The following is a 25784-nucleotide window of genomic DNA, read 5'->3' as shown; positions in this document are numbered from 1 at the left end:
ATAAGTTTGCCTAAAAAAGAATGTAGATTATTAAAAGGATGCGGCTATGACACAATTAACGACCTATATTGGAACCTCGAATCATGGGTTCGCACAATATGCGCAAGACGAACTGAGGAAATTATTTCCACTTACGAAATTTACGTTATTGGTACCAACAGAAGTGTTTTATTTCCAGGTACCTGAAGATACGACAGATGTCATTACAACCATGCAAGAGAATGAACCTATCTTTCTGCGACATGTTCAACCAGTTCATCAAGAATGGGAGCTTAGTCACACGGATGCTGACATTGCACATTTGACAGCTTGGCTTCGTGAAGCCTATGCCGCTGGTTTATTTGGTTACGGAGAGAAGATTGCCACGCAAATTCGGAAGGAAGAGCGTGCAGATGTTCCTTATGCACCTTTTGCTATTAAGGCAGCCATAGATGAAATTCTCACTGCGGAATGCGGTGGCGAACCTGTTGTCCGTTATGCAGACCATATTATTTCGGTGTATATAAGTGCTAAAAAGGTCTATATCGGCATTTCAAAGCCAAGTGAAAACTTATCAGATTGGTCAGGTGGAGCGATCCGTTTCATGAAAGAAGAGGATCAAATTTCACGTGCCAAATTTAAGCTTTTGGAAGCTGAGCAACGGTTCGGGATTGATTTCAGTATCGCTCGTAAAGCGGTTGATATTGGAGCTGCGCCAGGCGGATGGACGTCTTTGCTGCTAGAGCGCGGTTTGAAAGTTACGGCGATTGACCCGGCTGCGATGAACCCACGTCTACTCGGCAATCCATTGCTGACGTTCCTGAAGAAAAATGCGAATGATGTGAAGCTGCGTGAGAATGAGTTTGATTTATTAGTCTGTGACATGAGCTGGGATCCGCGGCAGATGGGACACCTTGTGTCGGATTTACTTTTCTCTTTGCAAAGTGGCGGAACAGCGATCGTTACCGTGAAACTTATGCATAAAAAACCGTTCCAAACGGTTCGCGATATTCTGCGCATTTTCGAAGACTCACTGTTTCTCTTGAAGGCGAAGCAGTTGTTTCATAATCGGGAAGAATTGACACTTTATTTGCAAAAAATATAAAAAACGGAAAAATAGCTAGATTTTCCAATGACCCTCCCTTATAATCAAGAGCAATATGACTTGGATATAAGAGGGGGTTTTTACTAATTGTGAAGCCTAGACCACAGTGGCAAGGGTCAATTGTAGGAGGGAGATACGAACTTGTGTCCATGCTTGGACAAGGCGGCATGAGCCAAGTATATCTCGCTAGGGATAAGAAATTAAAGGGCAAGCGTTGGGCAGTGAAAGAGGTTGAGTGTGCAGGTTCCGATGAGACTGCTTTCTTGGAAGAAGCGGAAATGCTGGCCAAGCTAGGGCATGCACAGCTCCCACAGTTAGTGGATTATTTTATTACCGAGGGTGGATATGGATATCTGGTCATGGACTATATCGAGGGTCCAACACTACAGGATTTATTTGAAAAAAACCAACGTGAACTACCCATTAAGCTAATCGTTCAAATTGCTTTTCAGTTACTTGATATTTTCCACTACTTACATACATTTCAGCCCCGACCTATCATTTACCGCGATCTCAAGCCATCCAACGTCATGATTAACCAGCATAATCAAGTCCGCTTAATTGATTTTGGAGTAGCTAGACAATTTAAACAAGGACAAACTTCCGATACCATGCAAATGGGAACGATTGGGTTTGCTGCACCGGAACAGTATCTAGGACTGCAAACAGACGCCCGAACCGATCTTTATACACTTGGCTCTATGTTATATTACTTGTTGTCCGGTGGTCACTATGTATATAGCAAGGCCAAACCTCTGGAACTAAGGCTAGATGAGATCCCTGAAACCCTACGCACAACAATTCATTTTCTCTTGCAGGATCAACCTCAGAACCGCTGTCAAACCGCAATGGAAGTGAAGCTTAGACTACGTTCCTTAACCCCCGAAGCCGATCTGATTGTTACCGAATCAGGGCTCCCAGTCAACTCTCACCAATCCAATACGTCTGATAAATTAATCGTCATCGGCGGGTTATTTGCTGGTGTCGGTGCGACTTTCACAGCTATTACACTAGCTAGATTATTACATGCACTCCATATCCCCAACGCGCTTGTTGAACAGCCGACGATTGAACCAGATTTATATATGTTATTGTATGGAGATCGCCATGCACCAAGCCCCTACATGTTTCCCTCTGAACACATTTGTGACCCATCTTCTACCTTCGCTACACCATGGATAAACGGTTTTACCACTTGGGCACCTATTAATCCTGATGGTTTTCATGGTAATTGGCAGGCCTCTCATGCATTTAAGCTTCTGCACATGCTCAAAAAGCCGATCATCCTATGGGATGTATCGACTGAGTGGGAGCATCCTGCGGTACAGGAGCTTTGTTATAGTGCAGATGAAATAATCGTTATTGTGGATAGCTTGCCTGGGAAATGTGATCGCCCACGTTCTCGACAGCGAATAGCGCAATTCACATCCTACCAACAACGAGGGAAGAAAGTGCATTACATCGCGAATGGTGCGTTGCCTTCGCATTATCGATCGGAGTGGCAGGATTCATTTCCATCTAAACCCTTGTGTGCCATGCCCATAATTGCAAGATCCGAAGTGTTGCAAGCTGTGTGGAAAGGGGATTGCATTCAAGATCAGCCGCAGTATTTGGACGTTTTTTATGAAGCATTGAAACCATTCCTCAACGAGATTCTCCCGGACCAAAGCCTCAATCAATTCGCACTACTTCCCAGAAAATCGATATTTTCCCGTTTCAATAAGCGCGGTTAGTGTTTTTATTTAACTGATAAATCGTCCATGCTAGTAGTGTAGCGAAACAAGACCATACTAAATAAGGAAGCAATAACCAAGCAGCCAGCTTGGAATAAGGAATTGTTGCGTATAGTAATAAAAACGTGGTGATAGCCACAATAGCGGAGTCAAGGAAAGCAAGGCGTAAGTTTTTTAATTTAAATTCGAAAAAGGTGAAGGCTTGATTTGCCACGTAATTTATCAATAATATCAACACATAACTGCTAGCCGCTTCTTGAAATCCATCGGTTTTCGTGTAGACAATAGCGACAGATGCAGAAATTAATGCATATAAGATCGCCCAAACAATACCGAATAACTTAGCTGGTGGATTCCAGCTTGGTTTTTTCAAAGTGGCATAGTAGGGCAGATCTGTTGGGAACAATACGCCTGAAATCGAAAATAGCGCATAAGTGATCAAGAACACGATGATAAACGTAAACACATGCAAACACCTCCTAATTATGAATGAGCTTGTATTACTATATTACACGCGTGGGATAAGTTATAACCAAATTCAGCCAAAAGTATGATATGATGAGTCATATTTTGCATGAGATATTGAGGGGGAAACAGAGATGGAGCAGCGATTTTCCAGAGATTCTAGATGTTTCAAAACATCACGTATTTTTCCAACCGATGTAAACAACCATAATACGCTTTTTGGCGGAAAATTGATGTCTTATATCGATGACATTGCTTCCATAGCGGCTCATAAGCATTGTCGGAGGTCAGTTGTGACGGCATCTACGGATTCTGTTGACTTTTTGTCACCGATTCATACATCGGATTCTGTCTGTTTAGAGTCTTTCGTGACTTGGACAGGTAAAAGCTCCATGGAGGTATTCGTTAAGGTTGTAACAGAGGATTTGAAATCAGGCGCTAGAAAAATTGCGGCAACTTCTTTCCTAACTTTTGTCGCTTTAGATGAAAATAAGGTGCCCGTGGAAGTGCCAGATGTTATTCCCGAAACGGAAGAAGAGAAGAAGCTCCACGAATCGGCTCCACACCGCGCTGAGATGAGACGAATTCGCCGCGTGGAAAGTAAGAAGCTTGCTAGTTTCTTCACCATGAAATATCCTTGGGAATAAGGGATTGATTTATTAGGGAAATGTGGTACAATTTGGGTAATTGAAAGTCGGACAAGCGGAAGCACCGCTGATCGTAGAGAAATAATCTCTACTGTCAGCGGTGCTTTTTTTGTTTTTCCGAAGCAGACAGGAGGGGAAGTATGAGGGCGGAAACGATAAAGCGAATAGCAATCGTGCTCGCTGTTATGGGTTGTGTACTCATTGGCAATGGTATGTACGCGAAGTTCGCTGGATAGCAAAAGTGTGGGAGAGGGGGTGCTGCTATGAAGAAGTTTCAATTGTTTGTCTTAGATGACGACATGATTTATGCCGAACGATTAGCCATATTCATACGGGCGACGGAGTTCGCTGAACGCATGCAAGTAAAGCTTTTCTCGCAGGTTGAGCTCTTACTGCAGGTGTTAGAAGAACCTAGCCACAGTGGTGTGCTATTGATATCGGATGCTTTTTATCCGTTATTGCAGCATCATCGTACGTCATTAAGCAAAGTATTTTTGAGTCAATATATCAGGAATTCAGAATCACCAGAAACTATCCATCCATTCTTATTCCGTTTTCAGCCCCTGCACGAGTTGGTCTCACACATCCAAGCCTTATACACGGAGAGATCTCCGTCAGGCTCTGGTCGAACACAAATGAATCGTACACGTGTGATATCCGTGTATAGCAGCAGTGGCAATGCCGGTAAATCGATTACGGCCGTTCATATGGCGAAGCAGTTGGCATTCCGTGGTGAGCGTGTCTTGTATCTGAGCATGGAGTCGATTAGTGTTGCTTCTCAGTGGTTGCAAGGTGAATCGGGGCGATTGTCACAGCTCCTATATTATTTGAAAGATTCATCAGAGTCGATCGGACCTAAGTTGGCGCTATTAAAATCACATGATGCTACTCGAAGGTTCGATTATTTAACACCACTTGAGCAAATGCGGGAGATGCAAGAAATGAGTGGTGAGCAAGTGAAAAAGCTCTTTGCATCCATTGTTGGCCTGTCAGTCTACGATACCCTTATCGTGGATCTCGAAACGTCCGTTCATCCGAGAATCATCAAGAGTTTAGAGCTTAGCGATGTGATCATTTGGCTGATCCGAGATGATTGGAATGATGCTTTTCGAACTAAAACACTATTAAAACAAATGAGTGCATATCCTCAAATCCGTTTTGTTATGACGAGCTTTAGGGGGAATCATACCAATTCTTTCGATTTTCTAGGTAAAGAATTAACATTCAAACTTCCTTATATTCCTGATTGGAAGGTGATGAGTTCGGCAGAACAAGTATGGCAATCGGATATATTTTCCGAACAGGTGCATGTCATGCTGCAAACTGTAAGCAATGAGAAAGAGGGTAGTTCCAAGGAAGGAGCACATTCTTATCTTAAATCAAGGGCTGTTTAACGAATTAAAGCAGGAGATTAAAGAAAATCTCGATCTCACACATGAGGTTAGTGACGCACAGTTACTGGGGCATATCGAAGAAACCATTTTTCGTGCTGCAAGAGTGCATAGCTGGACTTCAAGTGATATGCATGTCGGTGTTAAGCGTATTTTCGATAGCTTTCGGGGGTTAGATATTCTCCAACCGTTAATCGACGATCCGACGGTGACAGAGATAATGGTTAATGGTCATAGCTGTATTTTCTTCGAACGGATGGGTGCTGTCGAACGTTATCCCTATGAGATTGAAAGCGCAGAAAAGCTTGAAGATTTAATTCAAATGATTGTCTCCAAGGTGAATCGGATTGTCAATCAAGCCACACCTATTGTGGATGCACGGTTGAAAGACGGTTCACGCGTAAATATCGTGCTTCCACCGGCCTCGCTCAGTGGCCCAACGTTAACTATCCGTAAATTTCCTGCAAAGCCATTAGATATGTCGGATTTGATTCAGATGGAGAGTATTTCAAGTGAAGCTGCGGAAATGCTTCAGATGATGGTTGAAGCGGGGTTTAATATATTCGTAGGCGGTGGAACGGGGTCAGGTAAAACAACGTTTCTCAATGCCTTGAGTGCATGGATTCCTGAGCATGAACGTGTGATTACAATCGAAGATTCAGCTGAACTTCAGATCCAAACTGTACCTAATTTAGTCCGATTGGAAACAAGAAATGCGAATACAGAAGGGAAGGGGGCGATCACGATGAGAGAATTGATTCGATCTTCCCTGCGGATGCGTCCTAATCGCATTATTGTAGGTGAAGTACGTGGAGCTGAGGCTTTGGATATGCTGGCTGCAATGAATACGGGGCATGATGGCTCATTAAGTACCGGCCATGCGAACACCTCGCAGGATATGCTCAGTAGACTGGAGACGATGGTACTGAGTGCGGCGCCGCTCCCCATTGAAGTTATACGTAAGCAGATCGCCTCAGCACTTGATGTCATTGTACACATTTCCCGGATGCGAGATCGATCACGCAAAGTAACAGAGATTCAACAAGTAGTAGGGATGAAGGATGGCGATGTTCAGCTGCAACCGCTGTTTCTCTTTGAGGAAAGCGGGGAGTCGCCAGAAGGGAAGCTTCTTGGAACACTCCGATATACGGGGCAGACACTTGCAAATATGTACAAACTACAAATGGCAGGTAAGCAGCTACCCAGTTGGTTTACTCGAAGTGTAGGAGGTGATGTGGGATGAGTGTGTGGTTGCTGCTCATCTTCATGGGTGGCGCGAGTTGGCTTCTATTACGATATCTTGAAAGACGAAAATCCCCTCGTAAAGCAAGTGAGATCCCCCTAATACACAAGTCACCGCCAATCCTCCCGATTGTATTCATCGATTATAACGATTATCACTTGTCATCCAAAGAGAGAATAGCAGCCATACTCATGCTAGGTTTACCGGCATTCATGATCGGTTATATTTTCTACCAAAATGTTATCCTCGCTGCCGCTTTAGCATCTATGGGTTTTCTGTTTCCTCGCTTTCGTCGGCAGCAATTAATCCAAAAACGTAAGAATATGCTTTATGTACAATTTAAACAGGCTCTCAGCTGTCTTTCTTCCTCTATGACGGTAGGGAAATCCATTGAATCGGCATTTCGAGAGGCATGGGAAGATTTAAAGCTGCTGTATCCTGATCCAGCTTGTTTGATCGTTGTTGAGTTTGGCTTGATATGCCGTAAGGTAGAAAATGGCGAGCCGATCGAGGCAGCGCTTAAACATTTTGCAGATCGCAGTCATTTAGAAGATATTCTCAGCTTTTCTGATGTTTTTCTAACCTGTAAACGTACGGGAGGAAATCTAGTTGAGGTGATGAAACGTACAGCAACGGTCATTGCCGAGAAGTTAGACATAACCCAGGAAATCTCAGTCATGGTCGCTCAAAAACGTTTTGAATCGAGAGTTCTTGTTGTTGCTCCAGTCCTCATTGTTGCTGTATTGGCATTTTCCTCGCCTGATTATATGGTTCCATTGTATCGTGGGAGCGGGATTCTCATCATGACCGTATGTTTGTCGTTGCTTGGGGCTTGTTATGTACTCACTCAAAAAATAATGAATATCAAGGTGTAGGATGTGGATATGGTTATTTGGCTTGGCACAAATTGTGTTTTGTATGTCAGTGCAGGTGATCGGACGGAAGAAATACGGTAGTCAGATTCAGATACAAACGTACCCCTTTCGGATGAAAATGCTCTTACCGACGAGCTATTATGTGATCGATAAGCTCCAATTGTTAGAGAGGTTCCCCGATTTTACTTCAAAAATCCATCATAAATGTATGACCTTGTATGGAAGAAGCTTGTCCTCGCAAGGCAGTAAATGGTTCATGGCAGAACTAATATCGGCTTCCATCGTGTGTCTATTCGTCGTTACCGTACTTGCCATTCTAGCAGGTGAAGATAGTTCGTTGCTTGCCTTTGGCGTTGTTGCTGCGATAGGGACACCCGTGATGATGGTTCGTGATTTGGACAACAAAATACGTAAAAAACAGCAATCGATGATTCTTGAGCTGCCTGAATTTCTGAGCACAATCGTGCTTTTAGTAAATGCTGGAGAGACAGTCAACCGTGCTTGGATCCGTTGTGTTCAAGCAAAGCCAAATATGTCGGATTCCCCGCTTTACAAAGAGCTGCTTGTTGCTGTGCATGAACTGGAGATGAATATCTCCTTCACGAAAGTATTAGAGGATTTCAGTAAGCGCTGCGCGTTACATGAAGTGTCATTATTTGCTTCAACGTTAGGTCTTAACTATAGAAGAGGCGGCAATGATTTTGTCGTTTCGCTGCATTCCCTTTCACTGGAGCTGTGGCAGCGGAGGAAGAGTGTTTCACGGACATTAGGGGAGGAAGCATCTTCTAAGCTTGTATTCCCGATGGTGTTAATTTTTGTTGTGGTGATGGTGATCGTCGCAGCACCTGCGTTACTCATGATGAACCAATAGGAGAGGAATGTTGAAATGGAAACAATACTTGAATTCTTTAAGCGTATGTGGAAAGAGGAAGACGGTTTAGGTACGTTAGAAATTTTATTGATAGTAGCGGTGTTAGTTGCAATTGCTATCATTTTCAGAAAGTGGATTGTCTCGTGGTTCCAAAAGCTGATCGGTGATGCAAACTCCGACCTAAAGGATAACAGTGCGGTTGCACCCTGTGCGCCGAGCCCGACCACGAGTTGTGCGCCGTAGTCGACTTCGTCAGATCATCAACAATGAGCTGGGTACCTTTACGTTAGAAGCATCCCTTGTATTTCCAGTGATCTTAATTTGCACAGTGACATTGTTGTTTGTAGGCATGTTTGCTTATCAACATGTTTATGTAGGTCAATTAGCTCGCTCAGCCGCAGAAAAGTTAGCTTTTACTTGGACTAACAGCCATAAAGATATAAGTACTGGAAGTTATAATCCGCAGGAAACGGACGGTTTGTATTGGCGTCTGACGCAGGACAATGTAAGCGACTTATTTGGCTTGTTACTAGGTAGATCTGGGGCTAGTGTCGCACTTCCCACCAATCAAGCAAATGGTTTAGTCGAGAAAAAGCTAGCTAAAGCCGCGGTATTACTTCCAACTGGCGTTACTGGAACAGCCTCCTATACGAATTATTTATTAGACCATCGAGTTGAAGTGACTGTGAACAAGTCTTTTATCATGCCTTCAATACTTAGTCGGTGGATGCATACAACGCAAACGGAAAGTAAAGCTATCGTACATGTTATTGATTCTATTGAGCTGATCAGAACAACAGACCTAACGCGCACTTATCTGCCAACTTTAGTCGGAAGGATATCTTCCGAGAAAGCGAAAGCGGCACTTGTAGATCCGGTCAAAAGCGATTTGTCAGGTCCAAGCGTCAGTATTCAATCTGAACGTCAAGCATCTTCGTACTTGAGGTCACTTGTAGGAGGGACAGAGGTTGTAAGAACGACTGCGTCTGGTAAAAGCCGAAAAATTGATGCTTTAGATGCAAGAGGCGTTGGTCATCAAGCGTTTTATAGTTTGACGGAAGCTCAGCTTCGCACCGAACAGCTCCCAAAGGATGTTGAATTACTCGAGCATGATCCGACTGTGAAAGGTATCGTTTGGCATTTTTTTAAGAAGGATGCCAGCGGCAAAGGAATGCCCACGGCCTCTTTTCGCAAAGAACTTGAACGTAAAGGGATTGTAGTCGTTATTCATAATTAGAAAGAGGGGAGCCATTGAAAAGATTCTTACGAGCAGAAAATGGCGCAGTATCTGTCTATTTGATCCTTATTATTGTGCCAATTTTTTTATTTCAAGCGGTACTCATTGATTTTGCCAGAATTAAAGTAGCCGAGAAAGAAACGGAATCTGCCTTACATGCAGCTGCACGATCAGTGATGTCTTCCTTTGATCCCGAGCTGCAGAAGAGAGGACTATATGGCATGGGTCTCTCTCAAGAAGCGTCAGAAAAATTGCTTAACGATGTTTTTATCCAAAACTTATCGGGTGGAGTCTCCGCGAATGCTTTTCACTTTATTAATACCAAAGCTGTCGATGGAGCTTTGCGCGTTACGCCAGTTTATACGCTTGCTAGTCATGTCATATTTGAGGGGCAGCTCTTAGAGGATATGAAAATAAAAGCACCGATTGAATACACGCTTGAGATTGTTGATAAATTTCAAAAGAGCGGTGTCCGTGAGCCCTTTCAGATGGGTTCGCAATTTGCCAAGGAAGCGTCTGAGCTCGAGAAGTTGATCGAACAACGGGAAAGCTCGCTAGATGAAGCATGGCAGAGTGCGGAAGAGTTCCATGCCAGAACTACTGAATTTCATAGCTATTATAGAGCCAGAGTAGCTGAATTAGACAAATTAGCTGCTGAAATTGGCATTCATACAGTTGACGAGGTTCGCAGTGAAATCAGTCAAGTTCAAGAGAATTTGCGTTCGCTTAAAGCGAGCATAAGGAATATGGATCTTTCATTAGCATCCCTTGCACAAGCAGGTCCTGAGGCAGCTGCCAGTATCCGATCACTTGCCGAAGGCAAAAGCAGGCTAGAGGAGCAGGCTGGAATGCTTTCACAAAAGTTAAATGAGCTGGAAGCTTTAGTACAGAAAATAATGACTTACACAGCTCTTATCATCCGTACGAAACTTGAGGTGGCTGCAGATGAAAAAGTTGTTCAACAACTACAGCAGGTGATCGAGCCAATCTTGCGACAAGCCAAGCAAAATAATGACGAAATTCGCTCAAAACTGACGGGAATCTCGAGCACTTCAGCTCAGGGGAATTCATCTGTGTATGATGTGTTTCAACATGTGTCATTGATTGGGGATGATTATTTTTACCAATATCAAACGTCGATCGCAGCAATAGCCGCGTTATTTTCATCATTCCGATCTGCTGTAGAAAGTGTCGTCTTGTATACTACCGTACATACAAGCAAGGTTAATCAAGCCAACGACAGCTACCTGGCAGTTGCTAATGATTTTCATGCCAAACAAAGTCCGTTAGAAAAATCCAGAATGGATGCAAATGAAGCTACAACGACGAATAAGAAGACACAAAAGAATAAAATCCAAGACATTATGGACAAGGCCAAGCAAGCTATTGGTGGTTGTAGCCTAACAAGTACGCAATCCAGTGATTCTGGGACTTATAGTAAGCTCCAAGGTGATTCAGGCTATTATCAGAAATATCGACAAGCGAATGCGCAAGATACAATGATTGGGAACGATGTTGCCTATGACATTGAGAAAGCAGAACCTACTAGTTTGAGGGCAATGGATTTGCTTGGCGTATTAAACAGCGCGGCGGAAGTTCTCCGAGATGAACTTTACGTAAATGAATATGCGCTAACGAAGTTTAACTTCCGAACCTATGGACTTGAGAAAGATTCAAGTGGGAACGCAAAATTGTCGAATGAGTCAGTTGATCCTGGGACACACGCTTTAGTAAATCAAGAGGTTGAATATCTGTTGTATGGTTTCTCTTCCTGTGCCGCGAATATGTCTTCAGCTTATGCAGAAATGTTTTCTTTACGCTTAGCGGTTCGTACCGTTGAAGCATTATTAGATCCCAAAAAAGAACTTCTCCAAATAGGGTCCCCGTTACTCGTTTTTCTGGCAGCCGCGGCTCAAGGTGCAGCTGAGGCATTCGTTGACATGAACGCTTTGGTGAAAGGTGACGCTGTTGAATTATCGTCAAAACTCTCCTCATCGGCACTCAAATTGACGTATAAAGACTACCTCCGTTTATTTCTTATGTTGCATAGCAACAACACCAAGCTGATGTCCCGAATGCAGGCCCTCCACGAATTAGAGACAGGTAAAGATCTCAATCAACAAACGTCCTATATCCAAGCGAATGCTTCGAGTGAAATCAGACTTTGGTTTATTCCTCAAGTCATGAAGCTGCTGGATGGGACTGGACTTTTAGGATGTAAAGTTGTTGGAACACATTGTCAAATGAATCGAGCTGCCGTCGTTTCGTATTGAGGAAGGAGACATGGATTTGCTTCTCAAATTTCACAAAGAGCAAGAAGGCGGCATCGTACTGGAAGCTTCACTTATTCTACCTTTGTTTCTTGCTTTCGTAGTAGGTCTTGTCCTTTTTATTCAAATTGCTTTGGTAGAGATGGCGTTGCAGTCCGGCGTTTCCGAGGCAACGAAGTCTATTGCGGGGCAACTGTATCCTGTGAGGATACTAGTTCAAGAAGCGCGATCAAAATATGATCAAAGCCGCGCAGCGGAGATGCTTAATGCTGTCGTGGATCAAGTCCAAACAGCGAGGGAGCATGTGACGAGTACAGAGGAAATCGCTAATGAATACGCGGCTTACATACCCGATTCGCTTTTAGAACTCGTTCGTTGGGAAAAAGAGAAGCGAGAGCTTGGCGAAGGCATGGCACAAGAGGAGTTGAATGAATTTTATCAATCACAAGTTATGCCGCGGATGCTTACTGCCTTTACACCAATTGTGTTTGCATTTTGTGATGTGAAGTTCGTTAATAAGAGGAACTTCAAAGTCATTTCCGTTACGTTGCCGAGTTTGAAGCAAGATGGGGAGGCGTTTTTTGGGATTGAGGCTCAACTGAGCTATCAATTACCCATTCCTTTTATGAGCCAAACGATTCTTTTGAAAAAAAGAGCCTATGAGCGGGCTTGGGTAGGAGCTTAATTGAAGGGAGGAGTGACCATATTCTTGTATGTCTTGGTCTATTTATTATTTTTATAACTGTCGCCTTTGTCATTGATGCACGGTATTCAAAATTGCCCAATAAGTTGACCATGTGTGGAACGATATTCGGAGTATTGTTCCACACATGCTCTGAAGGCTGGAATGGGTTGCTTTTTTCTCTCATTGGCGCAAGTACTGGCTTTATCATGGTACTTGTGTTGTATGTAGTTGGGGCATTGGGAGCTGGAGATGTCAAACTTTTTGCTGCTATAGGCGCAATAATGGGCGTTATGTTTGTTGTACAAACACTTGTTTATGCGATTTTATGGGCAGGATTAATCGGACTTTTACTTCTACTTATTCAAAGAAAAATAAGAACAACGAGCCGTAAGCTTGCAGGTTGGTTGTTCACTATACTGGCGCTCAAAAAGTTTGAAACTATTATCGAACTTAAGCAACAAAAAAACATCAAATTCCCCTTTATGTACGCGGTTTTTCCAGCTGCAGCCGTAACGATTTACTATTCTTTGCTTTGAATGAGGTGTTTGTATGACGCAAGAAGTATTCGGACTTCGTTATGAATTTGTTTATCGACATGGACATCTTATGGAGTTGTTCAAGGAAGGAGGTTTAGAAGCAAGTGAGCTTTCCAATTTGCAGGTGCGCATGTTAGAAGCCAATCAAATTCCGAGGCTGCTGCCGCTTGACATTCATGAGGTGGATTCAAACATTCGACTACTGTATCGATTGTCCTCCAAACGAATGCTTTCACATGTTTTGAAAGTAGAGAATTTCTCAATCCGTTTACTTGCCAAGTTGATGTACGCGATCGTTTGTACACTGGATGAGAGCAAGAATTATATGCTGAGTGAGATGAATTTCGTCTTGAAAGATAATTTTATTTTCATAGGACAAGATTGGTCGGATGTTTACCTGACGTATGCGCCGCTAAATATAGCTCATGATGTCGATGAGAGCTATCTTACAATAGATGCACTACTCCATAAACTTATCCTATACCTTGGAGAAGAGGAACAGGTTCAACTTCAGACTTGGATGTCAACACATTTAGCTAGAAAAAGTTTCCATGCCTATAAAGAAGCGTTATTAAAGTTGATGGACGAGCCAATTCTTAAACGAGAAACAATTACTACACCACATTCCGAACCTATTGTAGCCCTGGTATCAGAACTGGGATTACCCCAAGCACATTGGAAGCGTGATGAAGCGAAACATATCCAACCCAAAACTGAAAATCCCATCTTGTCTAAAACTGAACAGATGTCACTATCCTTTATTCCTCTACAGCAACGGGGGCGATGGATGACAATAGCTTTTATCCTTATTTTACTTGCTTATCTGTGGCAGCAATATTTTGGAAATCCCTCGATAAGCCTGCTGCAAATCATTGCAGGAACTACTTTGTTATTGGGGGATGTGGGCTTCGTTCTACTTTTCTTAGGTCGCCCTGATTTCTCTAGTCGAACGATTCAAAATCAGAAAAGTTCCTCCATCGCTCATAACATCTATGTTCCCGGTAACGAAGTCATGCTTGATGATGCTACTCGTGCGACGGACCCACTGGACATCCAGAGCTATTATCAAAATCTGACCTTGCATACAACTTTGCTCAGTCCATCACATTCAAATGCCACGGTGTTTCTTGGGAAATCTCCCAAGCAAGTTCAAGTTGGACCTCGATTGGAGAGACAAGTTGAAGGAGTCAGCCAATCCGTGCCTATCAACAGAGAAGTATTTACAATTGGCAGGGGAGATTCAAGCAGCAAGATCGATTATGTGGTGGATGATGTGGGTGTTTCCAGAATCCATGCGGAAATTGTTCAAACTAGCACTGGCTTTCAACTTCGAGATGCAGGTTCTACGAACGGAACGTTTTTGAATGAGTTTCCGCTCATCACTTATCAGGGATATCCATTAAAAGATGGGGATATCGTGCGAATTATTCGACAAGAACTGACTTTTCGGCTCTAATACAAATAGTTCTACTTCCTGTCTGCCCTGAGCAGTGGTATAATAAGAAGTCGCGAGTAAAATACGTGATTATCTTAGAACTAGACAGGGGTTTGGTTTTACAAAATGAGTCTTTTAACAATTGAAGATTTAAGCCACAGCTTTGGCGATCGTACATTATTCAAAAATGTTTCGTTCCGCTTGCTTGCTGGTGAACGCGTTGGCATCGTAGGAGCTAATGGCGTGGGGAAATCCACGTTGATGAATATATTAACAGGCAAGCTTTTGAAGGATACTGGAAAAGTAGAATGGACACCGAGAGTTCACTACGGATATTTGGATCAACATTCCGTGTTGGCCGCGGGTCGAACAATCCGTGATATTTTGCGTGATGCATTCCTGCCTTTGTATGAAGAAGAAAAAAGAATGATGGCTATAACCGACAAAATGGGAGATGCCACGCCTGAGGAGCTTGAAGTGCTTCTTGAGGAAATGGGTGAAATTCAAGAACGTTTGGAGATCGGTGATTTCTATCTGCTTGATGTGAAAATCGAAGAGATGGGTAATGGTCTTGGTTTGAATGCCATTGGATTAGATCGTGATGTGACGTCTCTTAGTGGTGGACAAAGAACGAAGGTTCTTCTTGCAAAGCTTTTGCTAGAAAAGCCAACCGTGCTATTGCTCGATGAGCCTACCAACTATTTGGATGTAGAACATATTGAATGGTTGAAAATGTACTTGAAAGATTATCCGTATGCATTCATGCTGATTTCACATGACACGGAATTTATGAACGAAGTCGTCAATGTTGTCTATCATTTGGAATTTTCCAAGTTGACGAGATATACGGCGAATTATGAGAAATTCCTTGATATGGCTGAAATGAATAAGGCACAGCACATCGATGCTTATGAGAAACAGCAAGAGTATATCAAAAAGCAGGAAGATTTCATCGCGCGTAATAAAGCACGTGCTTCAACTTCAACTCGCGCGAAGAGCCGTGAGAAGCAGTTGGATCGCATTGACCGCATTGAGCGCCCTGAAACGGCAATGAAGCCTACATTTGTATTCAAAGAATCGCGTTCAAGTGGTAGAATCGTATTTGAAGCGGAAAATTTGGAGATCGGCTATGATCGTGCCTTGCTTCCAAGAATGAATGTGACGATTGAACGCGGTGAGAAAATTGCGATCGTCGGCTGCAACGGGGTAGGTAAATCCACCTTATTGAAGACGATTCTTGGCAAAATAGAACCGTTCAGCGGTAAGACGTATCGCGGTGATTATTTGAGTCCTGCGTACTTTGAACAAGAGGTCAAAGCACCAAGCATGACGCCGATTGATGATGTATGGAATTCATTTTCTTCCATGACTCAGAATGAAGTTCGAGGAGCGCTTGCGCGAGTTGGGCTTAAGAATGAGCATATCACGCGAGCGATGAGCATGTTAAGTGGTGGCGAGCAAGCGAAAGTTCGCTTGTGCAAACTGCTTATGCAGGAAAGCAACTGGTTGTTATTCGATGAGCCGACGAACCATTTAGACGTCGTAGCCAAAGAAGAGCTTCAGCGTGCTCTGAAAGAGTACAAAGGTACTGTCCTTCTTGTTTGCCATGAGCCGGAATTCTATGAAGGTTGGGTAACACGCGTATGGGACGTTGAAGAGTGGTCTGCCAAGGTTACAAATTAATGTATTCAAATCGGAGGAGATAACGATGTTAACGCATGTCGTGTTTTTTAAACTCAAAGATCGTAGTCCAGAAGCCATTGAAGTAACCAAAGCTGTTCTTACGAACATGGAGGGTAAAATCCCGGTTTTAAGGCACATTGAGGTTGGAACTGATATTTTACACCTAGAGCGTTCTTACGATATCGCACTCATTACGAAATTTGATTCTCTAGACGATTTGAAGGTTTACGATACGCACCCTGTGCACGAACAAGTCAAAGCTCATATGAAAACAGTTCTTGATGGAACCTCCATCTGTGTTGATTTTGTAAGCTAACCCATGTTTGAAAAACATAGGAGAACAGTGTAGTATCCTTAGAAGAGGCTCGTTCATGACGTTGTCATGGACGAGCGAAAATTCTTAGGCTGCACTGTTTTTTGTGTGTTTAGCCCAGGTGCGAAATTACATAGACATGGGAGAGGAATCCAAGTGAAGTCCAAATTAGATAGAGCTTACATGACACAAGTTCTAGAAATGCTGCTGCGGACTCCTAGTCCAACAGGGTATACGCATCACATTATGCAAAAAGTTGAGCTAGAAGTGAGTAAGCTTGGCTTTGAGCTTTCTTATACGAATAAAGGCTGCGGCATCGTGACCATTCCAGGCGCGAGTTCTGATCGTGTAATTGGCATTTCGGCGCATGTAGACACACTTGGTGCTATGGTTCGTTCAATTAAAGAAAATGGCACGTTGAAAATTACGTCGCTTGGCGGTTTTATGATGGGTGCAATTGAGAATGAATACGTGCAAATTCATACCCGTGATGAGCGTGTTTATGATGGTACGATTCTTACGTCCAGACCATCCGTGCACGTATACGAAGATGCGAGAGAGTACAAGCGCGATGAGGCGAATATGGAAGTTCGTATTGATGAGCTAGTGAACTCCAAAAAAGATGTGCAAGCACTTGGCATCCGCGTTGGTGATTTCATCTCTTTCGATCCGCGTGTACAGGTGAAGGAAAATGGATATGTGAAATCTCGCCATTTGGATGATAAAGCAAGCGTTGCATCCTTGTTTGGTCTTCTTAAATGGATGAAAGAGCAAGATATCCAACCGTTCTATACGATCAAGCTGTTCTTCTCCAATTATGAAGAGGTGGGTCATGGCTCATCTTTTATTCCAGAAGATATTACAGACTTTATCGCAGTAGATATGGGTGCGCTTGGTGACGATTTGAGCGGAAGCGAGCGTGATGTTTCCATTTGCGCCAAAGATTCGTCAGGTCCTTACGACTATGCGATGACGTCAAAAATGATTGAACATGCCGAAAAGTTAGAAATCGGCTATGCTGTTGACATTTATCCGCGCTACGGATCCGATGCATCCGCAGCGCTTAGAGGCGGCCGTGACATTCGTGCGGCGCTAATAGGGCCAGGAGTTCATGCGTCACATAGCATGGAGCGAACGCATATGGATGCTGTAGTGAACTCAGCAGCCCTTCTTGCGGCGTACATCCAGGAGCCGGTGCAAGGATGAATATTCTAAGCGCAGTCGATATAACCAAAACCTATGGCGACAAAGTGCTCTTCGATGATATCTCGTTTACACTGAACGAGAAGCAGCGTATTGGCCTCATCGGCGTGAACGGCACAGGCAAGTCCACGCTGCTGAAGATGCTGGCGGGTCTGGAAACACCGGATCGCGGCAAGCTTGTGCACGCGAACCATTTCCGCGTGGAATACTTGCCGCAAAACCCAGAGTTCGATCCGAACTCTACGGTGCTTGAGCAAGTATTCCACGGCGATTCTCCGCGCATGAAGACGCTGCGCGACTATGAGCTGGCCCTTGCGGAGTTGGAGCAGGATTCCTCCAACGAGAAGAAACAAGCGCGCCTATTCTCTGCTCAGGCGCGCATGGATGAGCAAGGTGCCTGGGAAGCCAGCACCGTAGCCAAAACCGTGCTGATGAAGCTCGGCATCAGCGAGTTCGACAAGCCCGTCGGCCAGCTGTCCGGCGGTCAGCGCAAACGCGTCGCCATGGCGCGCGTGCTCATTCAACCCGCCGATCTGCTCATCCTGGATGAGCCGACGAACCATATTGATAACGAGACGGCCATCTGGCTCGAGGAATTCCTTAGCAAATGGCGCGGCGCCTTGCTGCTCGTTACCCATGACCGGTACTTCCTAGAGCGGGTCACCACCCGCATTCTGGAGCTGGACCGGGGCAAGATCTACAGCTATGAGGGGAACTACGAGTGGTTCCTCGAGAAGAAGGCGGAGCGGATGGATTCCGAAGCCGCTAGTGAAGATAAGCGGCAGAATCTACTCCGCCGCGAGCTGGCCTGGCTCCGTCGCGGCGCGAAAGCGCGCACGACGAAACAGAAGGCGCGCATTAACCGCGCCGAGGATTTAAGGGACCGTAAGGTCGACGGTCCCGGTGAGAAGCTCGACATGGCGCTGGCTGGCAGCCGCCTTGGCAAAAAGGTGATGGAGCTTGACGACATCACCAAATCTTTCTCAGGCGGGAAGCAGCTGCTCAGCGGCTTCAGCTACATTGTGATGCCGAAGGATCGTCTCGGCATCATTGGTCCCAACGGCAGCGGCAAGTCGACGCTGCTTAACATGCTCGCCGGGCGCATTCAGCCCGACAGTGGCACGATTGAGACCGGCACAACTGTCAAGTTGGCCTATTACACGCAAGAGAACGTCGAAATGGACGAGAAGATGCGTGTGATTGAATATATCAAGGAAGCCGCAGAGCAGATCCGCACGTCGGATGGTGAAACCATTTCGGCCGCACAGATGCTTGAGCGCTTCTTATTTTCTCCTAATTTGCAGTGGTCGCCAATCGGTAAACTCTCGGGTGGAGAGCGCCGTAGACTTTATTTGTTACGTACGTTAATGGGCGAACCAAATGTTTTGCTTCTGGATGAGCCGACCAATGACTTGGACATCCAAACTTTGACGATACTGGAAGATTATCTAGATCAATTCTCCGGGGCTGTTATTACGGTTTCCCATGATCGATACTTTTTGGATCGAACCGTGACGCATTTATTTGCCTTCGACGGTAATGGTGGGATAGAGCCCTTCATTGGAACATATTCCGACTATTTGGAAGACAAACGGGAACAAGAAGAGGCGGAGCAAGCTCGGAAAGAAATCATTCGCCAAGCGAGTGCGAAGACGACTAGCGGCGCTCCTGTTGCAATTCCTTCAAACTCGGCTCCAGCCGCGAATCGTCCGAAGAAACTATCGTTTAAAGACCAGAAGGAATGGGACGAAATCGAGAACACGATTGCTACTTTGGAGGACAAAGTCGACAGCTTGAAAAAGCAAATCGAAAACTCTGGTAGTAACTTTGATCTCGCTCGTGATCTCTATGAACAAGAGCAACAAACTGCTGCGGAACTTGAGGCTGCAATGGAAAGATGGACTTATTTATCAGAGTTAGTAGAAGAAATAGAGCGAAATAAGTTATGATAGAAGATGAAGTTCAAAAAGTCATCTATTGATTACGAAGCTAGCCAAGAAAATATTATAAAGGTAGGTATATAGTCCCCATGATTAATGTAAATAACGTGACGCTTCGTTATGGCAAGAGAGCCCTGTTCGAAGACGCCAATATTAAATTCACACCAGGAAATTGCTACGGATTGATCGGAGCGAATGGTGCAGGGAAATCCACATTCCTCAAAATTCTTTCCGGTGAAATCGAGCCAAACACAGGTGAAGTGAGCATCACACCAGGTGAGCGAATGGCTGTCCTTAAACAAAATCATTACGAATTTGATGATATTGAAGTTTTGAAAACTGTTGTTATGGGGCATTCCCGTTTGTACAAAATCATGGAAGAGAAAGATGCTTTGTATGCAAAGGCTGATTTCTCCGAAGAAGATGGCATGAGAGCAGCTGAGCTCGAAGGCGAATTCCAAGATCTTGATGGTTGGCAAGCTGAATCCGACGCAGCTGAGCTTTTGATTGGTCTAGGTATTCCAACATCCCTGCATGATACGAAAATGAAGGATCTTGATGGCAACGAAAAAGTTCGTGTGCTCTTAGCACAAGCTCTATTCGGTAACCCGAACATTCTGTTACTCGATGAGCCTACCAACCATTTGAACTTGGAGTCTATTAAATGGCTTGAGCACTTCTTGTCCCGTTTCGAAGGCACTGTTATCGTCGTATCACATGACCGTCACTTCTTGAACCAAGTATGTACGCATATTGCTGATATCGACTTTGGTAAAATCCAAATGTACGTTGGTAACTACGACTGGTGGTACGAGTCCAGCCAACTGGCGCTTCGTTTGGCACGTGATGCGAACAAGAAAACGGAAGAAAAACGCAAAGAGTTGGAAGCCTTTATCGCGCGCTTTAGTGCGAATGCATCCAAATCCAAGCAAGCGACTTCCCGTAAAAAACAATTGGAAAAACTTACACTTGAAGATATTCGTCCATCCAGCCGTAAATATCCGTTCATTCACTTCAAAGGTGAGCGTGAAGCTGGTAAGCAGTTGCTTGCAGTTGAAAGTCTCTCCAAAACGATTGATGGTGTTCAAGTACTGAACAATGTGACATTCACCCTGAACAAAGGGGATAAAGTTGCTTTTGTAGGCCCAGACGGGATTGCCAAAACAACCTTATTCAAAATTTTGATGGGCGAAATGGAAGCGGACAGCGGTACGTTCTCATGGGGCGTAACGACGTCGCAGGCTTATTTCCCAAAAGACAGCCAAGACTACTTCAATTCCGAACTAACTCTCGTGGATTGGCTGCGTCAGTATTCCAAAGATCCGGATGAGTCATTCCTACGCGGATTCCTAGGACGTATGTTGTTCTCTGGTGAAGAAGCATTGAAAAAAGCGAATGTCCTTTCAGGTGGAGAAAAAGTTCGTTGTATGTTCTCCAAGATGATGCTAAGCGGTGCGAATGTGCTTATTCTTGATGAGCCTACCAATCATTTGGATTTGGAGTCCATCACTGCATTAAACAATGGTTTAGTTGATTCCGACTGCACGATGCTGTTCGTTTCCCATGACCATCAGTTCATTCAAACGATTGCGAATCGCGTTATGGAGATTACGCCGAAAGGTCTAATCGACAAAATGCTGACGTACGATGAGTACTTGGAAAGCGAAGATGTGAAGAAACAACGTGAGATTCAATACGCATAAATAATAAAAAGTGAAAAGCGCCCTGAAGTGTTACTTTCAGGGCGCTTTTAGCTACACAAAGTGTTGTCTAGCTGCCGCCGGTGCGACGGCGTTGGTTATTTACTTTTTTGGTCATTTGGCTTTTCGCAGTTTGATTCGCATTTCCTGCTGCTTTCGGGTTAGCACGCGCTGCGGCTTGATCCGCTTGTTTCTGGGCTAGTTTGGCTTTGATCGCGTCGGCTAAACTGACTTTTTTGACACCTTGTGGTTCGACCTGGTCGGATTGCTGGTCTTGAGGCTTGTCTGACATAAGAACACCTTCTTTACGTGGTATATCCATAGTATAATCGAATCAAAGAAAAGATGAAAGAAGGTGTGTGGGGATGTTTGATCCGACGATCTATGACAATATCAAAGTTGTGCTCGAAGGGGCCGTCTATGATTTGGATTTGGAAGGTAAAATCATCATAACACGAAGAGAAGATTTAATTGACTTGTCCTCGATGTCTCGCACATTTGCTATAGAATTTGCTAGACAAGTGGGATTACCGAATAAAGCGGAAATTCACTTACATGTGCATTTGAGTGATTTGGCAGCTGAAATTCTAGAAAATCCTACGGCTAAGCCTGGGTGCACGCTGTTAATTAAGCTTCATACGTATGTGAACGATCCAGAAATTGATTGTCCGATGATTGAAGCACAATTGAATGCTTTTTGGGAGCAACGCCCTCGTATTACCCAACAAATTTCCTATCTGTATGGAGAACAACCAGAGGAGTATCGCAATCTCATTACGTTATCCTTTGGCCGCAAAATTGATGAGAGCCATCTCGATGACTTTTCTGATCTGATTGACTATGCGTTTGAAAGCTTAGTATGGCTGGATGAAAGAGGGACATAGTGATGCAAGAGTTATCTCAACAAGAATTGCAATCCAAAGTAAATCAAGATGACGAAAAATCCTTTGCTGTTTTTATGTACACGCCGTTATGCGGTACTTGCAAAGTAACAGAGCGCATGTTGGACATTATACTGACGATGAAGCCAAACATGCCGTTAGTGAAATGTAATATTAATTTTCTGCCTCAAATCAGTCAAGAATGGCAAATTGCAAGTGTCCCTTGCGTGGTCATTATCGAGCCTGGGAAAGAGAAACAATATATATATCGGATGCAATCCGTGGATGAGCTATACCGCAGACTAATGCCATTAGTAGAACAAGAATAGGAGTGGAGTATAATGAGCTTTCAAATCGGAGACCGCGTTATCGCTGAGTATAAAACAGGGGTTTATTATGGTGAGGTTGTAGAGATGTCATCCAGCATGAAGGCGGCTGTTCGTATTCTTGCCGTGAAGGACCACCCAACACAAGGAGATTTACATAATCCGATGGATCCAAGCGTAGCTTTTTTTCATCAAAGAAGGGCATTATCCCATCAAGAGATCGCATTAATGCCAATTGCAACGATTCGTCCTTATGCGGGTGAGGTTCCAGATTACCAAGTGTCTCTGAAGAGAGCGCTATTGGCTCAAATCGATAAGCTGTCAGACATGGAAGCATGGGCCCGACGCTCTCTGCAGGAGCTTGATCAGCTGAGTAAAGAATATTTTCCACCGTCCAATTAGGAAACTTCTAAGTACAACTTCGTGCCATCATTGTATTTGAAAATAGCGACATCACCAATGATCTCGATCATCGAGATCATTTTTAATTTTCTGCGAAATTCAAAATGTAGTTCGTATTCCTTCAACTTAGTTGACAGTAACTCCATCTGGGAACGTTTATGAGTAAAGTTCATCACAGGGATCGATTTATTCTTGAAACGGATTGTGTTAGCTTGCATGTTCAAAAACCTCCTTTACACAGTAAATGCTGCTTTGTTGCTGCCTTACACTATTTAGGATACATTTCAAATGTTAGATATGTTTGCGTGCAACTATTAAAAAAGTTTTAGCAATTTATTATATGTGAATAATAGCGCTACAGGGCTAGTTCCGCTAAGATAAATTTTAGAGGGCCAGATTCGTGGTTGCGGGGAGGGTTAACCCCATTTATAATAAATAAGATTGTATTCTAACAGGTTCTGGAGGGTCACAGAAATGACAGTAACAAAACCAACGCGCATTGGGATTATTGGCGCCGGAAATATCGGAAATGTACACATGGAGACGTTTAAGACGATACCATGGGCACAGCTTGCAGGTGTGACAGATGTCTATTTGCCGCTTGCTGAAATGAGAGCGAAAGATCATAACATTGAACAGGTATATGCAAATTCAGATAAATTGTTAGAGGATCCTACGATTGATGCCGTTGTCATTGCTGTTTCGAATGAGTGGCATGCACCAATTGCGATAAAGGCGTTAGAGGCTGGCAAGCATGTCATGCTGGAAAAGCCGATGGCGATCGATTTGGCATCAGCTCGTCGAATCGTTGAAGCTGAGCGCAAATCGGGCAAGATTCTCATGATACCTCACCAAATGCGCTGGGAAGCAGCGGCCATTGCTGTGAAGGAGCAAGTAGAGAAAGGTGCCCTTGGTCACATTTATCATGCGAAAGCGAGCTATATGAGACGTAAAGGCATTCCAGGCTGGGGAACTTGGTTTACGCAAATGGCCAAGTCTGGTGGTGGTCCTCTGATTGATCTTGGCGTACATATGCTGGATTTAACCATGTACTTGATGGGTAATCCAAAGCCAGTTTCAGTTTACGGTGCAACCTATGCAGAATTTGGACCGCGCAAACAAGGGATTGGCACATGGGGAGCTCCGAATTGGGAAGGGAAATTTGATGTAGAGGATTTAGCAACAGCCCTAGTTAAGTTTGACAATGGAGCAACTCTTTCCTTGGATGTCAGCTGGGCAGGCTTGCTTGAAACAGATAACTTACCCGTCGTGCAGTTGTTAGGTTCGGAAGGCGGCGCGTATTTGAAAGGCGCGAAAGGAAAGCTTTTTGCAGAAAAATTCGATAGAATCGTGGAAACGGAGCTTTCGCCACCTGCAGCGAATGATGATCCGCGTGCACGAATGGTGCAGCATTTCTTGTCCAGTATTTCGAGTGGTTCTCAGCCGATTACATCTGTCATGACAGGTTACACGAATAATTTGATCCTAGATGCGATTTACCGTTCGTCGCAAACGGGCGATGAAGTGAAATTGAACTGGGACATCGAGTAGACAGGGGCTGCAAGCAAGTGAACTGGGAGTTATTTAGTATCATCGGGACGATCGCCTTCGCAGTTAGTGGTGCGATTGTGGCGATGGAAGAGGAATATGATATCTTAGGTGTGTATGTACTTGGGCTTGTTACAGCATTTGGTGGCGGAATCATCCGTAATATGCTCATCGGAAAACCGATTGTACTTCTATGGGAGCAAGGGATGTATTTTCAAATCGCATTATTTGCAATGACGGTTGTATTCCTTATGCCTGTAAAATATATTCGAATGTGGAAAACGTGGGAAGCCTTCTTCGATGCAATTGGCTTAGCAGCATTCGCTATCCAAGGGGCGCTCTATGCAACGAATATGGGTCATCCATTAAGTGCCATCATCGTTGCCGCGGTACTCACTGGGATTGGCGGAGGTATGGTCCGCGATGTGCTGGCAGGTCGTAAACCGTTGGTGCTCAAAGATGAAATTTATGCGGTCTGGGGTATGCTTGCGGGCGCTTTAGTTGGTCTTGGTTGGTCACAGGGCACATGGCAGTTAGCCATTCTTTTTGCAATTATCATCATTTTGCGCATGTTCTCAGTTAACTACAAATGGAAGCTGCCGAAACGCTCTTTGCGTGATACATTAGTGGAATCCACACGAAGATCGGATTCGTAGTCCAATTCAGCTGCATGGTAATTGCTTGCAGATAGGAGGAGAGTCAAATGGAAGCATCTTTAACACTGGAACAGAAAATTTCAGCTGAAACGATTGCGACCCGTATTATTTCCGTCAAGGAATTGTTGCAAACGGAGTTAGATCTGTATGAAATATCGAAGGATTCAGAGACTGGTGAACATTACTTGCATTACGCGTACATGCACCGAGATTTCACAAATACAGGAGAGCCAGAGTCCTTTCATTACTTAATGCCAATTGAGAGTGATGATGTTCTTGGTATGATTTTTGGCGAGCAAGGGTATGCCTATCCTGAGCACTGGAACGCTTCCTTTTTGAGAAATGGGCCAGAAGGCTTCTACATCTGGTTTGATCCTTCCCACGAAGCAGAACAATCCGAGGATGAGGCCATAGCGGCAGAGCTCCTTCAGAAGCTTCGAGCTTTTCATGATCAAGGAAATGTAGACCCGGAAGCCGTACGTAAGCTGTTGGAAGATATGGATGAGACCAGGAAGAAAGAAGATTAGATTGGAAGCAAATTGAACCTCTTCGAAACCGCTCAACTTGAGTGGGGGCGATGGAGGTTTTTTTTGTGATTCGCCAAACCGTCCACATCGTATCAAAAATGCGGAAATACAACCCTTCCAGCACCATTTTGTT

27 protein-coding genes are annotated in these 25784 nt (G+C 44.2%); 24 read left to right on the top strand and 3 right to left on the bottom strand.

Going from position 1 to position 25784, the window contains the following annotated elements:
• Positions 1 to 46 precede the first annotated feature (46 nt).
• Positions 47 to 1084, top strand: coding sequence for an SAM-dependent methyltransferase (locus L6I86_RS04460; protein WP_236284958.1), 1038 nt, complete (start codon positions 47 to 49; stop codon positions 1082 to 1084).
• A gap of 143 nt (positions 1085 to 1227) precedes the next feature.
• Positions 1228 to 2817 carry a serine/threonine protein kinase gene (locus L6I86_RS04455; RefSeq protein WP_276574802.1) on the top strand — a complete coding sequence of 530 codons (1590 nt, stop codon included), beginning with the start codon at positions 1228 to 1230 and terminating at the stop codon, positions 2815 to 2817.
• Here the strand turns inward: L6I86_RS04455 and L6I86_RS04450 are convergent.
• Complete coding sequence (locus L6I86_RS04450) at positions 2801 to 3283, bottom strand: TspO/MBR family protein (RefSeq protein WP_236284956.1); 483 nt, start codon at positions 3281 to 3283, stop codon at positions 2801 to 2803. The genes L6I86_RS04455 and L6I86_RS04450 overlap by 17 nt on opposite strands.
• A gap of 133 nt (positions 3284 to 3416) precedes the next feature.
• On the opposite strand from L6I86_RS04450, the gene L6I86_RS04445 reads away from it, so the two are divergent.
• The 16 genes from L6I86_RS04445 to L6I86_RS04370 all read left to right on the top strand — a co-directional run bounded on the left by L6I86_RS04445 (position 3417) and on the right by L6I86_RS04370 (position 21314).
• On the top strand, positions 3417 to 3929 hold the full coding sequence (locus L6I86_RS04445; protein WP_236284954.1) for an acyl-CoA thioesterase: 513 nt from the start codon (positions 3417 to 3419) through the stop codon (positions 3927 to 3929).
• A gap of 263 nt (positions 3930 to 4192) precedes the next feature.
• Positions 4193 to 5323, top strand: coding sequence for a P-loop NTPase family protein (locus L6I86_RS04440; protein WP_236284952.1), 1131 nt, complete (start codon positions 4193 to 4195; stop codon positions 5321 to 5323).
• Positions 5262 to 6563, top strand: coding sequence for a TadA family conjugal transfer-associated ATPase (locus L6I86_RS04435; RefSeq protein ID WP_236284950.1), 1302 nt, complete (start codon positions 5262 to 5264; stop codon positions 6561 to 6563). The genes L6I86_RS04440 and L6I86_RS04435 overlap by 62 nt, the downstream gene beginning before the upstream one ends.
• A complete protein-coding gene (locus L6I86_RS04430; RefSeq protein ID WP_236284949.1) occupies positions 6560 to 7438 on the top strand; it encodes a type II secretion system F family protein in 879 nt (292 codons plus the stop codon). Before L6I86_RS04435 ends, L6I86_RS04430 begins: the two co-directional genes overlap by 4 nt.
• Position 7439: 1 nt before the next feature.
• Positions 7440 to 8309, top strand: coding sequence for a type II secretion system F family protein (locus L6I86_RS04425; RefSeq protein ID WP_236284942.1), 870 nt, complete (start codon positions 7440 to 7442; stop codon positions 8307 to 8309).
• Positions 8310 to 8324: 15 nt separating this feature from the next.
• Entirely contained in the window at positions 8325 to 8552 is a 228-nt protein-coding gene (locus L6I86_RS04420; RefSeq protein WP_056621006.1) for a Flp1 family type IVb pilin, read from the top strand.
• Positions 8542 to 9546 (top strand): TadE family protein, encoded by a 1005-nt coding sequence (locus L6I86_RS04415; RefSeq protein WP_236284940.1) that lies wholly within the window; start codon positions 8542 to 8544, stop codon positions 9544 to 9546. Before L6I86_RS04420 ends, L6I86_RS04415 begins: the two co-directional genes overlap by 11 nt.
• 14 nt (positions 9547 to 9560) lie before the next feature.
• On the top strand, positions 9561 to 11819 hold the full coding sequence (locus L6I86_RS04410) for a hypothetical protein (RefSeq protein ID WP_236284938.1): 2259 nt from the start codon (positions 9561 to 9563) through the stop codon (positions 11817 to 11819).
• A 16-nt stretch (positions 11820 to 11835) separates the two neighbouring features.
• A complete protein-coding gene (locus L6I86_RS04405; RefSeq protein WP_236284936.1) occupies positions 11836 to 12501 on the top strand; it encodes a pilus assembly protein in 666 nt (221 codons plus the stop codon).
• Complete coding sequence (locus L6I86_RS04400; RefSeq protein WP_236284934.1) at positions 12486 to 13037, top strand: A24 family peptidase; 552 nt, start codon at positions 12486 to 12488, stop codon at positions 13035 to 13037. The genes L6I86_RS04405 and L6I86_RS04400 overlap by 16 nt, the downstream gene beginning before the upstream one ends.
• A 13-nt stretch (positions 13038 to 13050) precedes the next feature.
• Positions 13051 to 14493: a DUF6382 domain-containing protein gene (locus L6I86_RS04395; RefSeq protein ID WP_236284932.1), complete on the top strand. Its 1443-nt coding sequence runs from the start codon at positions 13051 to 13053 to the stop codon at positions 14491 to 14493.
• 105 nt (positions 14494 to 14598) lie between these two features.
• Positions 14599 to 16155 carry an ABC-F family ATP-binding cassette domain-containing protein gene (locus L6I86_RS04390; protein ID WP_056621022.1) on the top strand — a complete coding sequence of 519 codons (1557 nt, stop codon included), beginning with the start codon at positions 14599 to 14601 and terminating at the stop codon, positions 16153 to 16155.
• A 25-nt stretch (positions 16156 to 16180) separates the two neighbouring features.
• Complete coding sequence (locus L6I86_RS04385; RefSeq protein WP_056621024.1) at positions 16181 to 16471, top strand: Dabb family protein; 291 nt, start codon at positions 16181 to 16183, stop codon at positions 16469 to 16471.
• Positions 16472 to 16651: 180 nt separating this feature from the next.
• On the top strand, positions 16652 to 17674 hold the full coding sequence (locus L6I86_RS04380; protein ID WP_236284926.1) for a M42 family metallopeptidase: 1023 nt from the start codon (positions 16652 to 16654) through the stop codon (positions 17672 to 17674).
• Positions 17671 to 19620 carry an ABC-F family ATP-binding cassette domain-containing protein gene (locus tag L6I86_RS04375; protein ID WP_236284925.1) on the top strand — a complete coding sequence of 650 codons (1950 nt, stop codon included), beginning with the start codon at positions 17671 to 17673 and terminating at the stop codon, positions 19618 to 19620. The genes L6I86_RS04380 and L6I86_RS04375 overlap by 4 nt, the downstream gene beginning before the upstream one ends.
• A gap of 80 nt (positions 19621 to 19700) precedes the next feature.
• Complete coding sequence (locus L6I86_RS04370) at positions 19701 to 21314, top strand: ABC-F family ATP-binding cassette domain-containing protein (protein WP_236284924.1); 1614 nt, start codon at positions 19701 to 19703, stop codon at positions 21312 to 21314.
• A 67-nt stretch (positions 21315 to 21381) separates the two neighbouring features.
• Here L6I86_RS04370 and L6I86_RS04365 read toward each other — a convergent pair whose 3' ends face one another.
• A complete protein-coding gene (locus tag L6I86_RS04365; RefSeq protein ID WP_056621033.1) occupies positions 21382 to 21603 on the bottom strand; it encodes a hypothetical protein in 222 nt (73 codons plus the stop codon).
• A gap of 67 nt (positions 21604 to 21670) precedes the next feature.
• On the opposite strand from L6I86_RS04365, the gene L6I86_RS04360 reads away from it, so the two are divergent.
• The 3 genes from L6I86_RS04360 to kapB are packed head-to-tail and all read left to right on the top strand — an operon-like array spanning position 21671 to position 22920.
• Positions 21671 to 22195 carry a hypothetical protein gene (locus L6I86_RS04360; protein ID WP_420851843.1) on the top strand — a complete coding sequence of 175 codons (525 nt, stop codon included), beginning with the start codon at positions 21671 to 21673 and terminating at the stop codon, positions 22193 to 22195.
• A 2-nt stretch (positions 22196 to 22197) separates the two neighbouring features.
• A complete protein-coding gene (locus L6I86_RS04355; RefSeq protein WP_236284923.1) occupies positions 22198 to 22521 on the top strand; it encodes a thioredoxin family protein in 324 nt (107 codons plus the stop codon).
• A gap of 12 nt (positions 22522 to 22533) precedes the next feature.
• Positions 22534 to 22920, top strand: coding sequence for a kinase-associated lipoprotein KapB (kapB, locus tag L6I86_RS04350; protein ID WP_173119451.1), 387 nt, complete (start codon positions 22534 to 22536; stop codon positions 22918 to 22920).
• On the opposite strand, the gene L6I86_RS04345 is transcribed toward kapB, so the two are convergent.
• Positions 22917 to 23138, bottom strand: coding sequence for a hypothetical protein (locus tag L6I86_RS04345; protein ID WP_056621044.1), 222 nt, complete (start codon positions 23136 to 23138; stop codon positions 22917 to 22919). The genes kapB and L6I86_RS04345 overlap by 4 nt on opposite strands.
• Positions 23139 to 23394: 256 nt before the next feature.
• On the opposite strand from L6I86_RS04345, the gene L6I86_RS04340 reads away from it, so the two are divergent.
• Genes L6I86_RS04340 through L6I86_RS04330 form a run of 3 tightly spaced genes read left to right on the top strand, consistent with a single transcriptional unit; the run spans position 23395 to position 25651 of the window.
• Entirely contained in the window at positions 23395 to 24471 is a 1077-nt protein-coding gene (locus tag L6I86_RS04340; RefSeq protein ID WP_236284922.1) for a Gfo/Idh/MocA family protein, read from the top strand.
• Between the two features lie 17 nt (positions 24472 to 24488).
• Positions 24489 to 25124 carry a trimeric intracellular cation channel family protein gene (locus L6I86_RS04335; protein ID WP_236284921.1) on the top strand — a complete coding sequence of 212 codons (636 nt, stop codon included), beginning with the start codon at positions 24489 to 24491 and terminating at the stop codon, positions 25122 to 25124.
• A 47-nt stretch (positions 25125 to 25171) separates the two neighbouring features.
• The gene (locus L6I86_RS04330) at positions 25172 to 25651 is read left to right on the top strand and encodes a hypothetical protein (RefSeq protein WP_236284920.1); all 480 of its coding nucleotides are present in this window, start codon (positions 25172 to 25174) and stop codon (positions 25649 to 25651) included.
• Positions 25652 to 25784: the final 133 nt, after the last annotated feature.

This window comes from Paenibacillus allorhizoplanae, assembly GCF_927798215.1.
Taxonomy (GTDB): domain Bacteria; phylum Bacillota; class Bacilli; order Paenibacillales; family NBRC-103111; genus Paenibacillus_E; species Paenibacillus_E allorhizoplanae.
Note: the sequence above shows the minus strand (reverse complement) of the source record. Positions and strands in the feature narration are given on the sequence as shown.